This is a genomic window from Campylobacterota bacterium (genome assembly GCA_020633995.1).
In the GTDB taxonomy this organism is placed as follows: domain Bacteria; phylum Babelota; class Babeliae; order Babelales; family RVW-14; genus JACKCO01.
This window is the reverse complement of record JACKCO010000005.1, coordinates 24,869-41,389: the sequence shown is the minus strand read 5'-3', so window position 1 is coordinate 41,389 and position 16,521 is coordinate 24,869. Positions and strand designations below refer to the sequence as shown.

Here is a 16,521-nt window from a genome sequence, read left to right as displayed (position 1 = left end):
GCTATAAAAGGTGTAAAGGAGACTAGAGATGCACAAAATTGTTTCATTGCTATTTTTCTTATCAATATTCATTGTCGATGCTCAGGCTGCATTAAGCGGTCAAGCCTACCCGTCATTGTCACCACGAGATGGTGCTGCCCAACTTGATCAGTTAAGTTTGAGCCCTGAAGAGCGTGCAGTACTTGAACAACTTGATGGTGTACGTGCTGTCAGTGCACAAAGTGTTGTGTTTGATAAAACCGCATTTGCTGGGCGTAATAGATTTTACTTGGGTGCCGCAAATGCTTCGACTGAAAATTCTTTATCGCGTGCACAGCTCAAGCGAGAAAATGGCGTGTGGGTTGTAGACATTGCAGCTATTGCTCCAGAGTTTACCACACTTAATAGGACTGATGCTCAAAATAATCCACTCTACGATGCTAAAATTAATGCTCTTGGTTTAACGCAAGACAAAAAACCGCTGGTAGTGACCGATGCTTTAAGTACTCAGCTGCATGTCGTTATTGATGGTGTTGAGGAGGGTAAGCCTGCAAGTGGCACACAAGTACTACAAAGTGCAGTGCTCAAGGATGCAACGCCTAATGCTGATACTGCTGGCATCGTTGCCGCTACTGGAGCAACGGGAAATTTGTTTGCAGCGGTCAGACCAAATGGTGGAACTTTTTTTGGCGAGACAAATTCAGGAATTGCGTTGCTTAAGGTTGATGCTGCAGCCGTGACGCAAATTGATGCGGGTACTGGCAGTAACACGCTTGGTGGCGCATACAAGGTTAAATTAACACCAGATGATGCAGTTGGTGAGGCGTCCGTTGCACGAGGGTCTGCTGCTACGATTAATACGGGCATGGTTAATTCTTTTGAGCGTGTTTCACTTCATTGGTCCGAGACGCTACAACGCTTGTTTGTGGGGCTGACCGATGTGCGTGGTGCCAGTGCTGTGACCAGTTTGCTTGTTGGTCGATTGTTTGATGGTAATGATAGTAATAAAAAAATGATCTTACGTGCGGCAGTTAACACAGACGGATTTATGGATCCAAACACTGGCGGGAATACTTTTGATTGGTCAGGTATGTTTGATGGGACAGCAAATAGAATCATTGGCTTTAATGGTCTTGCAAATGGTCGAGCATCGGTGTTTCATGTCAGAACGATGCGCACGAGTACACGCAAAGACTATGTCATTGTCAACGGCGGTGTTGGAACAACTGATGACGGAATGAATGCGTTGAAAAAACAGGTGTATGCGATTGCGGTCAGGTCTTTAAATAATGGTGTTGACGATCAAACAGCGGGAATCATTAATGCTGTGCCTGATTTGAGCGTGGCAGCAGATTCAAAAAAAGCAAAAGTTGGTGTTAATGACAGTTATATTTCGCATGACCTGGCAAAAACAGATGAAAATGTTGTTACCACCATAACCGACATGAAGGTAATGGGCGATACTGTCTATATTTCAGTCAAAGGTACGCGTGATAGTACTGAGCTGCAAGAGCGTGGTATTTTTTCAAGTCGTGCAATTTTTGATGTTGATGGAAATATCAGAGCATGGACACCGTGGGAGCGTGCTATGGGCAGTACCGACGCGGTGTTTGGTTTTGGTGTTGACCCAATGTCTGGCAATTTTCACTATTTGACCTCTCAAAGTGGTGCGTCAACCGGTAGTGACATTAACACTGTCAAAATGACACGTTGGAGTGTTGGTTCAGATGCGTTGCATGGCGGAACCGAAAACAGTTTTACATCAATGTATTTATCTAATGCGTTGAGTTTTTTTGAGATGGACGAAGGTGTGTACTCCATGTTCAATTTTGACCATGAAACACCAGCTTTTGACGATTTTGATAATGCTGTAAAAAATCCTGCAGAGTCAAAAATGTATGTTGGCGGAAAAGGGCGTATTGCTGAAGTAATTGCAGGGGTTCGTGACACGACTGATCCAACGGCAGTGTTTATTCCGACTGCAGCTTTTGAAGGGGGTACAAAAGTTTTTATCGACGAAGGCCAGACTGTTTTAGATAAAATGGGTCCAGTGACAGCTCTAGACTATGTTCGAGTTGCTGGAAATAGAACATTTTATGTAGGTGGCTTGGGTGCATTGCTGAAAAGTGTTCTCATGGGTGGAGCGCGTGTTTATACCGAAGTTCAATTTAATGGCAGCCCAATTACCGATGTTCGTCGCATTATCGGTGGAGGAGATGTTGACGGAAATACTGTTGTGTATGTGCTGACGCGCGACAAGTTGTTTAAAGTAACTGATAGCGCAACGCCAACCGTGGTGCAGTTGCTTGACTTGACCAGTGCATCGGTAACGGTTAAAACAGCTGATGAGTCTACGGATGCGTTTTTATTGATAGAAGATGTTGATGTGTTTGTTGATATATTCCCATTGGGCAGACCTAATGCAGGACCCACCAAGTTTGCCTTAGCAACATCAAAAGGTCTGTTGAAAGTTGATGTGAATGATGGCGCAACTGATTCATCAGGGGTTTCACTTAAAAAGATAAAGCTTACCAATGAGGCGGGTATGACCGTTGCTGGATTTAGTCTTGGACCGGTACTCAAACTTGATTTCGTTTCATTCAAGCGAGGTGGTTTTGTAACCGGTGATGGTATTTTTGCTGATGGCAATTTATATGCCTATGCGCTGGGCCTTGACGGAAAAACGCTGAGCGTGTATCGCTTTAATGCGCCAGGTGATGGAACGCTTGCGCATTTTACAGAAAATTATCAATCTTTAGGAACGGCCACCGATCAGTTTTATACCATCGGCACTTTCGAGCCAGCAACAAAAGAAGTATCAGGAATTTTAGATTGTTTCAGTCGCGGTAGACATTTTGGTAAGCTGCCTTCGCACACAACCGAATATGCAGCACTCAGCCCGTGTGAAAGTGATTTTGCAAAGTTAGATGATGCCAACAGTGCGATTAACTTAAATTTGTTGATGAGCCATGGACTGCACTTAGGGCAATTTGTTTTGGATACTGCCTCGGGCGCGGTGTACATTCCTGGCGAGTTTGGCGTACGTGTGCGTGAATAAATAATTGGCAACAAACTTGGGTCACCCCCGACACCGATCGGGGGTCCAGAACTTGTGTATATTCATTAGGAGTTTTTGTGAAGATGAGAAAAAAATATGTGGCCATTGTCAGTGTTCTTATGCTGAGCGCAAGCACGTGCAGTGTGTGGCCGTCGAGCGGGACCGTTGTGCGGCTGACCCAGCAGCAGCGCCAACAAATTGCACTTGAGCGTGAAGCTGCTGAAAAGAAAGCGCTTGAACAGCAAAAGAGTGTGGGCCAAACTGTGAGTAGGCCTAAAACTGTTGCAAGCGCAACTAAGCAAACAAAACAGCGAGCTGGGGCCAAGCGTTCAATTCCTGGTAAAAAGGTGCAAAATACAGCACAGGACGAGACGGTGACATTTGGCAAAGTTGTCTACGCAGCTCAGCCTCAGCCAACATTATTTTTTGGTACTGAGAGCATGATTGTGGATGCCGATCTTAAACGATTTGCACTGACACGTGTTCGTCAGGGCGATTGTCCAGATTCTGCTGGCAGGCGTACAGTATTGGTTGAGCCGTTTGATCGAGGTGAGGCATTTGCAGGCAATGTTGTCACAGACATGAGTTTGTTTGGCGGACAGTTTCCTGCAGTGTTGCTGCAAAATGATACAAAAGCATACTTGTGTAGCAATGAAATGATTTTAATTTCACCAGAGTTTAGTGATGCTGCTGGAAATCAAACGAATGAAGCAGTTGCTATCGCTGCTACCAATGAAGTAGTTTTTGACAACAACTCGGTGTTTGTAGCTGTTTCTGAAAATGGTAAGACGTTTGCAACCCAAACAAATGCTGCTGATGGTGTAGAGCGCGGCATTGGGCTTGCTCGACGTGGCGGCGCTGGACTAAGTGTGCGTGATGTTGATAGTGTTTCTAGCAGTGACATGCCAAGAGCACGAAGAATTGAAACGCTTCAGTTTCCCGATAATGTGGCCAATGATCGACATGTTGCCTTTGTAAGTTCAGCGCCAGTCAATGACATTATTGCGCGCGCTGAGCTGAGCGGTGCAAGTTTACATTGGGATAACAGGCTGAGACGATTGTACATCGGCCTGAATGGGGTCCGTCGTGATGACCAAAGTAAAGAAGGTGGAGTACTTGGGTTGCTTGTTGGGCGTTTTGTGGCTGCAACAGCTACTGACCCAGAAATGTTTGTTATTGAGCCGTTTGTCAAAGACGTGACACGTGCACATTTTTACGACAATACTGCTGCAGACAAGACAAATATTTTTAATCGCATTGTAGGTGCGTATCTTGACGGACTCTCAAACACAACTACTCACCCAACAGATGGCGATATTGATGTGGGTGTTTCATTTCCTCGCGTGCGAACAATGCACGCCAGCACAGGTAAAAGTTATCTGATTGCCCAGGGTATAACACAAGCACAGCTTGGCTCTGGCAGTGCAAGCACGTTTGTCGACCAGACGCGCGATAAAATTTATGCATTGCCGCTTATTGACACGAGTGAGACTGACGAGACCAAAAAAGGTAAATTGCGAGGCGTGGGCCCAACAAAAGTGCCTGTAGCGACTACCATGGACACGCCAGTTAATCTTGACAACATGCTTGCAGATACTGACGCACCAGCGGTTGTGGGTAAAGATGCCCAGTTCTTTGACGGAACCTACGTGCAGGATCTGTATGTTGAAGGGGATGCGGTGTATGTGACCCTGATTGGTCCTGATAATCAGACGTCAGGTATTTTCCAAAGCAATGCACTCTTTGACTGTAACGGATTTATCAGGGCATGGACTCCATGGACACGTGTGATGGGTGATGTGCGTCGCGTGCAAGGCATGGGCATTGACCGTATTCGTGGCAACTTTTATTATCTGACTACAGACTCGCATACTACCCCGACGCAGCTGCTTGATTTTTGTACTGCACGCGTGACGGGTTGGGGCAGCAGTGAGTTGCTCAGTCCTGAAAACGAAGATGGACAGGAGCATAACCTGAGCAGTCAGCTTGCCAGTATATTTTCTTCAGGCGCGTGTGGCGTGCAACAGTTGTTTGCATTTGATGACCAGACACCTGGTTTTGACAAGGGGCGGTTTACCATGGTTGCAGCCATCAGCACTAATAAGCTTGCGCTGATTCAAACCGGTAAATTTGAAAGTGGACGTTTCAGTCCGGTTAAAACCTACCATACCTCAGGCGATGACCAAAACATTTTTGTTTTTGATGATCAAGTGCTTAAAGATATTGCACCGCTCACCTGTGTTGAGGTTGCTCGTCTTGAGGGGACAGGCGAAGGCTGGTTGTTTGTTTCAGGACTTAATGGTGTTGCTGTGCTCGCTGATGCTACCACTGGTGCAGGTTGGGACGCAGTAACAGGACTACTTAATTTGAGCGCAGGTGGCTTTCCAAAAGGCAACTTTGTATTTAAAAAATTGACCCCATCAACTGCGGGTAACAGCTTTACCTACGCCACACGCCTGCGTGCGCGTGATGGGTACTTGTATGTTATGACCATGGACAGTTTGTTTGCAGTTGAGTTGAACGTAGCTAAATTTGCCAGTCCTGCAAATGTACTTGCCGAAGAGAAACTACAACTGACTAACTTACCGGCTGATGCCTTGCTCAGTGACTTTTTACCAATTCGTGAGGCAAGAAGCTCTGACAACAGCCGAGGAATTTTGACAACAACCAAAGGGCTGTTTGCAACAAAGTTTGGCACCAATCCGACAGCACAACCGGTGACGGTCAATGGCAAAAATCTTGGAGTGCTTGCTCCGATGAGTTATGTTTCGCAAACACGTGGACAGGCAAGTGAAAAAGGCAATGTCTATGTTATTGAAGTTGACTCGTCATGCAATACCGGTAAACTGTACCGCTTTGATGTCGATGGAGCGCTTACTCTAGGAACAAACTCAATTAAAGCAATAAAAAATAGTGATATGCTAGAGGGACCATTTTTAAGTTTGGGTGAATATCGTTTTAATATTACCAATGATGGTTCTTTTATTTTTCACACGCTTCCACGTGATTTTAAACATGATGAATTTTTAAATATGAATGCGTTTTCGCTACCAACAATAACACGCCAGCTAACACCACTGCTTGATGTTAATCAGGAATGTTCTGCAGTTGTTGGGCGTGTGGTACGAGAGCCAGCTTCAGGCGCGCTGCTTGTTCCCGGTGATTGGGGCGTGCGTTTAAACCAGTAATGATGCCAGCTCGATGAAAGGACAGCAATGAAACAGTACAAAAATGTACGGTTAGCTTTTTTGATCGGTACACTGATTGCCGGTCAGGTGCAAGCGTTTGCACCAACAAACTTTTTCCCGCCGTATGATCCGCACTGGCGGCTACCCCGTTATGATGACACACGTTTTAGAGTTGGTGCGCACATTGAATACGGTGATACAAGCTCAGGCCGAGATCATAATGGCGATAAAACGAATGTACTACAAATATTTGATTGCACGCAGTCTAGCGTGGACATGATCAGAAAACCATTACCATGTGACGCGTCAAAAACAAAGCCAATTCTTGATCGGTTTGATTCAAACGGTGTGACTGACTACTGGGGACAGTTGTGTATGACTGGTAAGTTTAGACAGCTTGATGTAACACTGCACGGTTCCTATTTAATGCCAAAAAGTGGTGGCATTCCAGGCCGTTTTGGTTTGGGTGTGTATCTACCTGTTCGCTACGCCAAGGTTGAAGATGTTTGCATGACTAAGATTAATCGTTGTCAAAATGATGCACGCAATAAAATTGTGTGTGACTTTTTAACAGATGACATTAAAAAGAAAGCGCAAGAGCTTGGATGTCTGGACATTTGCGAGTGGGACAAAACTGGTGTTGGAGATTTAGTTATTTTGGCACACTGGTTTGAAAAATATCGTCAAAGCAAAGAGCATCTGAAAAATGTTACGTTCATGTTTAAGCTTGGTCTTTCAATTCCGACTGGTGCTGAGCGTGACGAGGACAAAGCGCTCAGTTTTTCACTTGGTAACGACGGTGCTTGGGGTATGCCGATAGCCTTAGCCCTCGATCTAGACTTTACCCATGATATTCGTCTTGGTGGTGAAGTTGAGTTTTTGCTTCTCTTTGATGACACACGCATACGTCGACTCAAAACACATGAAGGTCAAACAGAATTTTTGTTGCTAAACAAAGGGCGTGCAACAAAAAACCATGGTCTAACCTGGAAATTTTATTTATTCCTACAGGCAATTCGTTTTGCAGGTGGCTTGTCAGCCAAAGTTGCATACGAATATGTCAAACATGACGATGATCGCCTAACTCCAAAGTCTGATGATTTTAGCTACATCATTGTTAACACAGCAAACTCGCTCAAAGAGTGGAACCACCATAATTTTATTTTTCAGGTAAGTTATGACTTTATGACAGAATCAAAGTATTGGTTAAAACCACAAATGAGTCTTTTCTATAAACTGCCAATTACGGGGCGTGGTGTGGTTAACCCCCATACCTTTGGTGGTCAGTTTGCTGTTCATTTCTAACAGGTTAATAGGTGTTAGTTCGCTCATACCTTCGTTTTACGATAGGCTGCTTTTACATAAGTATTTGCTGTGTTTTGGGCGGACTTGTTTATTTTTTGAGTCCCGACTGGATTGACGTTAATACGTTTGACCTGTTCAAAGAGGCTCAGCCATCGCTTGTGCTTGATCGGTATGGAAAGGTCATAGCTCGTTTTCAAGCAGAAAAATGTGATCCGGTAACGTTTGATCAACTTCCAGATGTCTTGGTTAAAGCCTTTGTTGCTGCAGAGGATCATGATTTTTTTTCACATTGTGGTATCTCGTTGCGAGGTATTCTTCGCTCGGTCATAGTAAATTGTATGCGAGGGCGCATTGTGCAAGGTGCAAGTACGATTACTCAGCAGCTTGCACGACGTATGTTTCTGTCGGATGAGCGTTTTTTTCATCGTAAGTTGCGGGAGGTTGGGCTTGCATTTCAACTTGAGCGTCAACTTTCAAAAGAGCAGATCTTGCAGTTGTATCTTAATATTTTATATTTTGGCCGAGGCATTTATGGTGTGCAGGCGGCGTGTAAGCGTTTTTGGAATAAGTCAGTAAGTCAGGTAACACTTGAACAAGCAGCAACGCTTGCTGCTGTAGCAAAGTCGGCGCGTTTTTATTCTCCTCTGAATAATATTGAACGTGCGCAGCAACGTAGAAATATAATTCTTGCCAGTATGTGCAAGCTTGGCTTTATTGATGAGCAACGCTGGCAACAAGCAAGAGAACTTCCGCTTGAACTTGATGATTTGGCGGTGAGTAGCAATGTTAAGCTCTATATTCAGGAGTGGGTTCGCAGCTGGGCAGAACAACAGTGGGGCAGGGATGTGTTGTATCAAAAGGGACTCGTTATTAAAACTACCTTGGATAGTGCGGTGCAAGCGCAGGCTCAGCAAGCATTTCTTGACCAACTCGATGAGCTGCGCCAAAAACATGGTAACCAAATTAATGGTGGTCTTATGACCATTGATACAACTACTGGTGGCATTAGGGCTATGATTGGTGGTGTTGATTTTAAACAGTCGCAATTTAATCGTGCAATACAGGCATCCCGTCAGTTGGGTTCAGCATTTAAACCATTCTTGTATGCATGTGGTTTGCATGATGGTGTTAATATGGAGCGCGTGTTTGTTGACGAGCCGCTTGAGATGGAAATTAGTCCCGGCAAAATGTGGAAGCCAAATAATTGGCACAAAAAATTTGAAGGTTCAATGACCTTGGTGCGAGCTCTGGCAAAATCAAACAATATTATCACCATCAAGCTTTTGCTTGAACTTGGTCCAGAGCGTGTTTGTGAGTGGTCAAAAAAATTTGGCTTAGCGCGTTGTCTAACGCCATATCCATCATTAGCGTTAGGTACGTCTGAAGCGACGATTGAAGAAACGGTTGCCGCCTTTAATGTGTTTGCAAATAATGGCGTGTATGTGCAGCCATATTTGATTGAACACGTCAGAGATAAAGCTGGTAAGCGGTTGTATGAACACGAAGGTGTCCAGCATCGAGTCCTTGACCATACGCTGAATTCAAAGATGGTTAACATGCTTACCCATTGCATGAAGCATGCTCGTACGCGCTACGGCAATGACTGGCTTGATACGCAGACGATTGGCAAGACTGGCTCGACTAATGGTGCTGCGAGTATGTGGTTTATTGGCGCAACGCCAGAGCTTTCAACAGCGCTGTACATTGGACGTGACGATGGACGTAGCCTAGGAAATTATTTTTATGCAAGTAAAACGGCATTGCCGATTTGGGTGAACATGCATAAAGGGATCCCAACGTATACAAAACAGTTTTACATAGACCCTCGTTTGCAGGAGGTGAGCATTGACTGGTTTACCGGTCAGGAGTGCAGTGAAGTTGATAGCAAACGGGTGGTAACGGTTTTACGTGACTGAGGACTGGACCTAAAGCAATACCCTGATCAAGTCAGAGTACATGGTTTACAAGTGTCCAAAGTGTTTTGAAATAAGTTTTTTTTAGTGGGATACACATTCCCCCTTGGGTCATTCCCGACGCCGATCGGGAATCTAGAAAATTGAAGGTGAAAGAAATTGTGTATAAATAATTAGTTTTTGAGTAAAGATATCATAAAACAGAGATCCCCGATGGGCCTCGGGGATGACCCTTTTATTGTTATTACTTGGATGAATAATAAGTTTTTCAAAACACTTTGGCCAGCAATGAAACAAGTTCAGGAAGACACAAGAAGATGGTTTTATAAAAATTCTCAAAGAACAGTGGCGAACCAGTCTCACCACTGTCCATGTACTTAAGTTTGGTTACAAACCAGCAGTCCAATTTTTTATGTGAGCTTTAACCGCACCGGCCTCAACATCAACGCCGCCGCCCTGAATGGTTGTAGGGCTGCCACCACCGCGCATGTTGAACTTTTCCTTAAGCTCAGTAGCAAGCGATTTAAGTGATACCGTTTGTGCCACGTCTTTGCTGGTGTAAGCCAAAAAGTTCAGTCGGCTACTGTCCTGGCTGTCTTTGTTCAAAATAAAGTAAAAACCAGGCGCCTCTTTTTCTATTTCTTGGCAAATCATACGCAGCTCATCTGGGGTTGCATCTTCTAGCTCAAGTGTGAGCAGTGGTACCTTGCCAACGGTGGTTAGCTGTTTGCTAAAGGTTGGTATTTGTGCTTTCAGGAGTTGTTTTTTACATTGACGAAGCATGCTCAGTGTTTCTTGCTGCTGTTTTTGCAGGCGGTCAACATTTTCAAGCACCTCTTCAGGCTTAGCCTTAAATAGCTCACCTAGTTTTTTGACGGTGTTAAAGTCGCGTTGAAATGTCTGTACGGCCTCAGGCCCTGTGATAGCAACTAACCGGCGGGTGCCAGTTGCAAGTGCTGTGTCACTAACAATTTTAAAGCTACCGATAATGCCCGTGCTGGGAGCGTGCGTTCCGCCACACAGCTCGGCTGAAAAACCAGGGATTTTGACGACACGAACGCTTTCGGGATTATATTTTTCACCAAAGAAAGCAATGATGCCTTGCGCCTTTGCATCATCAAGCGTGGTGTGTATGACCTCTGTTTTAATATCTTCTTGAATCCTGTCGTTGACGATGTTTTCAACGGCAGCAATTTGTTCAGGTTTCATTGGTTCGTGGTGAGTAAAGTCAAAGCGTAGATATTTGTCGTTAACCACGGAACCAGCCTGTTTTACTTGTGGACCAAGCACCTGCAGTAGAGCTGCTTGCAACATGTGTGTTGCGGTGTGGTTTCTAACGGTATTTATACGAATTTGTGCATCGACAAGGCAATGTGCGACATCGTCTTTTTTAATGTCGCTGCGCTGACCTGTTCCGTCAATGGCATTGCCGATTTTTGCTGCAATAGCTGGTTTATGTAGGTCGCCAAGTTTAACCAGGTCAAGAACAGGATATGTTGTATCTCTGACGGTCAGGGTTGCAGTGTCATTGACCTGTCCTCCAGACTCAACGTAAAATGGTGTTTTTTCTGTAATGATCCATGAGTAGTCGTCTTTATGGTCAACAAACACAACAGGGCTCTTGCATTCTGTTGTTTGATAGCCGATAAATTCGGTAATAATATTTTCAACTTGGGGCAGATCTTCTTTTGCCGTTTTCTTTTGAACGCGTGACTGCTCTTTTTGTTTTTTCATTTCTTGCTCAAATGCTGTGATGTTTACTTTCATGCCATTTTCTTGTGCGAGCAAGATGGTAACCTCTAGCGGAAAACCGTAGGTGTCATAGAGCTTAAAGGCCTGCTGGCCAGTAATTTGTTCAATGTCCTTTGCCTTGTTTTCGGCCATGTAGGTGGCAAAAATGTTTTCGCCTTGTACAAGGTTGTTGGTAAAGCGCTCAATTTCGCCTGAAAGTAGTGTGATAATGAGTTTTTCGTTGGTCTTGAGCTCTGGGTATACCGGTGTAAAGTAGGCTATAAACTCTTTTGCCACCTCAACAAACAGTGAAAGATCGGCGGATAATTTTTGTGAAAAAAGCGCAGCACGACGAATAATTTTGCGTAGGACATAGCCACGCCCCTCATTTGACGGTGAGCAGCCATCTGCAATGAGTAGTGCACTTGAGCGTGCGTGGTCGGCTAGTACGTGAAATGCCGCTTTGAGTTGAGCATTTGCAGCCTCATATGACTTGCCAGTGTGTTTTTCAATTCGTTTGATCAGTGGTTGAAATAGGTCGGTTTGATAAACGCTGTTTTTGCCTTGCATGATAACGCATAGGCGCTCAAGCCCCATGCCGGTATCAACACCGCACATACCCAGCGGGGCAAGGGTCCCATCTTCCTGTTTGTTATACTGCATAAACACCATGTTCCAGACTTCCATGAAGCGGTCGCAGTCACAGCCTGGTTTGCAGTCAGTGTTGCCACAGCCCCGTTCTGGGCCTAGGTCTACATAGATTTCACTGCATGGACCGCATGGACCTGTGTCGCCCATTTGCCAGAAGTTGTCTTTTTCGTCCAGCTTTGAGATACGGCTTTCGCTTAGGCCGATAACATCTTTCCAAATGTTATATGCCTCATCATCCTCTTTAAACACGGTTGCATACATTTTTTCGGTGTCAAAGTTAAACTCTTTGGTGAGCAGGTTCCACGCAAATTGGATGGCCTCTTTTTTGAAATAATCGTCGAACGAGAAGTTGCCCAACATTTCAAAAAAGGTCAGATGACGCTGGGTAAAGCCAACGTTGTCCAAATCATTATGTTTTCCGCCAGCTCTGACACATTTTTGTGCTGTTGCTGCGGTGGTATATGAGCGTTTTTCGTTGCCCAAAAAGACGTCTTTGAATTGATTCATGCCAGCATTTGCAAATAATAAGGTTGGATCTTGCGCTGGAATGAGTGATGAGCTTGGTACGATGGTATGGCCGTTTTTTTCGAAAAACTCTAGAAATTTATTGCGTATTTGAAAAGAATTCATAGGTATCCGTGTTTTTTAGTAAAAAATTTGAACATTTTTTAGCGGCGATATTGTACGATCAGATCAATGTATTTGTTAGTTTTTGACCTCAAAAAAACCCATTTTTTGTACTTTTTGCTCATCATACCACACTCACCGCGTTTGCGCAAAATATTGAATGTGTTACAATTGTGAATATAGATTAATGTTTTTTATTAAAATTGTTTTGATTTGTAAATATTGTGCGACGTGTGCACGGTGTACTTTCAGAGCAATGCAAGCCTGTATAACCCCAATTAATGTGAAGGTTTAGTGGAGGATATATCATGAAAAAAATGATCATTATGGCTTTGGCGCTTGGCCTTGCGGCTGGGCCGGTTGGTCGTGTGTGTGCTATGGATGATACAGAGCTCGGGTATGGTGCTCATGAAGTGAAGCAAAGAAAAGCCTCTGAGTATGTACGAAATATTTTTTCCTGGCCATGGGACAATAATGGATTTTTGAAAAGTTCACATCCGACCTTTTGGTCTGCGTTCGTTGGTGGAGCAGTTTGGAAATGGTACTTAGATAAACCTTATCAGAATATTGCCCAATCTTTCGGAAAATGGCTTGCTCCTGAGAAAGTAATGAAAGTTGGAATTTCGTGGCTTAAAGATGATGTGGCCAAGCAAGATTTTGGTTTGTCTACTTGGCTTGGGTCTTGTATAAAAGATCATCCTAAAATGTTTTCCTTTGCGTGTTTTGCTTTGCCAGCCTTTATTTTTTACAAGATTTTGTATCAGCAAACAGTTGCTTGTAGAGCAGAAAGTTTAAATCAAATAGCTTGTGAAGCCTATGTAAAGTTTAACGCCTTACTAGCAAGTAACGATATTTTGTTTACACACGACGCCCTTGATAAATGTGACATTTCTTTAGAGGGGCAGGATGATTTTAAGGAACAACCTTTTAAAACGGTGATTGGTTCAATAGTAACTACTTTAGGTCAAAAAAGTCAGAAGCAGATGAGCTGTATAGTAGAACAAGATTTTTCTACACTCGCTCACAGTATTTCCACAGCAAAGAGTGCTAACGCAAGGCTACTTAATAGTCAGCGTTCTTTAGAGAAGAAAGTTTCACTAGACACCAGAAATAAACTTAAAAATCTCGTGACGCTGAATCAATTTTGTCAAGAGCCTACAAGTTTTTATGACGCGGTAAAGTTGAAGGAAGATGAGTCCTTTGGAGATGTTTCTATACTTTATAATCTTTATTTTGCTCAGCAAAAAATTAGAAAAGTGGAACTTCTTGTTCAGGCTACTCTGACTGCGGTTGAATTTGCGAAAATACTTAAGGGTTTTAACGCTAGTCAAACAAGTAATCAAACAGAGCCATGTTTTAAGTGGATTGAAGGAAAGCCTTATAATCTTAATCACACTGGGCAAGAATATAAAGATAAGGCAGGTACTGGAAAGGAGTATATGGTTGGCAGTTTGCAGGGAGCTATACTTCACCAAGTGAAAAATGTAGCTTCTTTTAATAATAAAACAGAGTAAATAAAAAATCATTTTGCGGGGGGCAGAAGCGCGGTAAGTAATTACTGCGCTTTATGCAGCGGCCATGGCAGCAATGTCGTGGCCGTTCTTTTTTTATAAGGAGTGTGTTATAGTCCTTGCTGGTAGATGTTTTTTGTTTATCATCGTATAGAAAAAGGCCTATGAAAGAACTTATTACTCAGCATCAGACATTGACGCAGGCAGCAGCAACGTTGGGCACTGCGATTGGGCTCTACAGGCAAAGTGTTGGGACAGCTTGATGGGCATGTTTGGGAAAGAACGTTGCGTGATAGTGTGATTTGTCGATACAAATATACATTCAGTCTACTTATGCAGTACTTTCAGTGTTACCGTGTGAATTTGCATGGGGGCAGGACTTTGCAACACCAGGAAAGTGAAATTTTAAGCAGCATGTACGGGGTTGGTCTTGTCACGGTTGATGAAGTTGCACAGTTGCGGGGCATGTTTCGTGCTCATAAAAAAATTGCACAAGCTTATGACGATGCTGTTGCCGACTATGTTGCGTTGTCTGCTGAAAAAGGTTTGGCTTTAATATTGGCGTTGCTTGATCGATTTCGGCCCTAGATTTTGGTTCTTGAACGTGTTGTTCTTTTTTTTATTATTTTTCTAGTTTGGATAGTATCTGACTGGCTCATTCTGTCACCTGAGTATTACCATGGATACTGGCTCGCATCCCCTTGTCAAGCAAGAGGACAGGGCCCGGCATGACGAGTAAGATGTTTAATTGGGGTAGCCTTGCACCCCTTGCAAATAGGCTGATTTAAAGCTACATTTGAAAGCGAGTTCGCACGAGCCGTATTATCGATCGTATAGTCTTTTAAAATCATACAAGGATAGCTATGTCCTCTCCATCTCTTGAAAAAGAAAAAACTACTCATACCGTTGAAGCAACACAGAGTAGCGTAACGCTTGAAAAAATTGTAGCTCTATGTAAACGCAGAGGGTTTGTGTATCCGACTGCCGACATTTACTCTGGCCTTAACGGGGTGTATGACTTTGGTCCGTTGGGCGCTCAAATGCGCTTAAACATCAAAGAAGCATGGCGTACGTCATTAACCCGTTATCCTGAAGACGTCTTGTTTTTTGATGGAGCTCAGCTTGGTTCTGAGGCGATGTGGAAAGCCTCAGGTCATTTAGACAATTTTTCTGATCCGATGGTTGATTGCTTGAACTGCAAAAAGCGATTTCGTGCTGATGAGCTTGACCTTGAAAAGGGTTGTCAGTCATGTGGTGTTAAAAATTGGACTGATGTACGTCAGTTTCAGCTGATGTTTCAGACACAGCTGGGAGCACTGGCTGATGCAACCAGCGTTGCGTATTTGCGTCCAGAAACAGCACAGTCTATTTTTGTAAACTTTAAAAATATTATGTCGAGCAACAGGGTAAAAATTCCGTTTGGAGTTGCCCAAATTGGTAAGGCATTTCGTAACGAAATTACCCCGAAACAATTTCTCTTTCGCATGCGTGAATTTGAGCAGATGGAGCTTGAGTTTTTCTGTCATCCAGATGAGTCAGACAAATATTTTGAGCTGTGGCGTGAGCGAAGACGTGATTTTTATGACTCACTTGGCCTGAACAAAGAGCGTGTGCGCTTGCGTCCTCACGAGTCTGATGAGCTTGCTCACTATTCAAAATGCTGTGACGATGTTGAGTACAACTTTCCATTTGGCTGGAAAGAGCTTGAAGGCATTGCACATCGATCTGATTATGATTTATCACAACATACCAAACATTCTGGCAAAGATTTGGTTGTTTTTGACGAGCAAACAAAGCAGTCGTACACACCACACGTGGTAGAATGTTCTGTTGGTGTTGATCGTTTGTTTTTGACACTACTTTTTGACGGATACAAAGAGGATGTTATTGATGGCGAGGCGCGAACGGTTCTATCGTTGCATCCATCAGTCGCGCCAGTTAAGGTTGCGGTATTGTCGTTGACCAACAAACTCAATGAACAGACACAAAAATTATATACAGATCTTAAAAAAACTGGCTTATCTATGCAGTTTGATGCTGGTGGATCTATTGGTAAGCGCTATCGTCGTCAAGATGAAATTGGTACTCCACTGTGTGTTACGTATGATTTTGACAGCGAAAATGATCAGGCCGTGACGGTGCGTGATCGCGACACATGCAAGCAAGAACGGGTTGCCATTGACCAACTTGAGGGGTACATTAAAGAACGAGTTGGATGTTAGGTTTTTATAGAGGAGCGGACTCCTTAAAAGAACGATCCGTTGGAGTTTGTGACTATTATAAGAAAAAGAGATATGCATACTTAAGCTCGTCATTGCGGGCTCCGACCCGCAATCCATATTGACATATAAATGAATTCTTGGCTGTTAGAAATGGACCCTGGATCGGGGTCCAGGGTGACGAGATTGGGGCAGTAGTGATTAGACTCAAGTGTTTCCTTGTCAAGCCAAAAAGTGGGTTTGGGGACGATGAAATTTGTTATTATTGGGTTGGCAATGAATACCCCAAAAGACTACCTGGGTCATTATCATAAAAATGAGAATCTAAAAAACGCAAAG

At 43.7% G+C, this 16,521-nt stretch carries 8 protein-coding genes; 7 read left to right on the top strand and 1 reads right to left on the bottom strand.

All coding sequences use genetic code 11. From position 1 onward, the window contains the following. Positions 1-28: 28 nt before the first annotated feature. The 4 genes from H6679_05495 (at position 29) to H6679_05480 (ending at position 9,446) form a co-directional block, all read left to right on the top strand. Positions 29-3,037: a hypothetical protein gene (locus H6679_05495; GenBank protein MCB9493699.1), complete on the top strand. Its 3,009-nt coding sequence runs from the start codon at positions 29-31 to the stop codon at positions 3,035-3,037. Between the two features lie 77 nt (positions 3,038-3,114). Beyond that, a complete protein-coding gene (locus H6679_05490) occupies positions 3,115-6,225 on the top strand; it encodes a hypothetical protein (GenBank protein MCB9493698.1) in 3,111 nt (1,036 codons plus the stop codon). A 27-nt stretch (positions 6,226-6,252) separates the two neighbouring features. Continuing rightward, on the top strand, positions 6,253-7,530 hold the full coding sequence (locus H6679_05485) for a hypothetical protein (protein ID MCB9493697.1): 1,278 nt from the start codon (positions 6,253-6,255) through the stop codon (positions 7,528-7,530). Positions 7,531-7,541: 11 nt separating this feature from the next. Beyond that, the gene (locus H6679_05480) at positions 7,542-9,446 is read left to right on the top strand and encodes a PBP1A family penicillin-binding protein (protein MCB9493696.1); all 1,905 of its coding nucleotides are present in this window, start codon (positions 7,542-7,544) and stop codon (positions 9,444-9,446) included. 384 nt (positions 9,447-9,830) lie between these two features. Here H6679_05480 and alaS read toward each other — a convergent pair whose 3' ends face one another. Next, positions 9,831-12,455 carry an alanine--tRNA ligase gene (alaS, locus tag H6679_05475; GenBank protein ID MCB9493695.1) on the bottom strand — a complete coding sequence of 875 codons (2,625 nt, stop codon included), beginning with the start codon at positions 12,453-12,455 and terminating at the stop codon, positions 9,831-9,833. A gap of 305 nt (positions 12,456-12,760) precedes the next feature. Here alaS and H6679_05470 point away from each other — a divergent pair, with 305 nt between their 5' ends. The 3 genes from H6679_05470 to H6679_05460 all read left to right on the top strand — a co-directional run bounded on the left by H6679_05470 (position 12,761) and on the right by H6679_05460 (position 16,185). Then, positions 12,761-13,966, top strand: coding sequence for a hypothetical protein (locus H6679_05470; GenBank protein ID MCB9493694.1), 1,206 nt, complete (start codon positions 12,761-12,763; stop codon positions 13,964-13,966). 378 nt (positions 13,967-14,344) lie between these two features. Next, on the top strand, positions 14,345-14,551 hold the full coding sequence (locus H6679_05465; protein MCB9493693.1) for a hypothetical protein: 207 nt from the start codon (positions 14,345-14,347) through the stop codon (positions 14,549-14,551). Positions 14,552-14,826: 275 nt separating this feature from the next. Next, complete coding sequence (locus H6679_05460; protein ID MCB9493692.1) at positions 14,827-16,185, top strand: glycine--tRNA ligase; 1,359 nt, start codon at positions 14,827-14,829, stop codon at positions 16,183-16,185. Positions 16,186-16,521 lie beyond the last annotated feature (336 nt).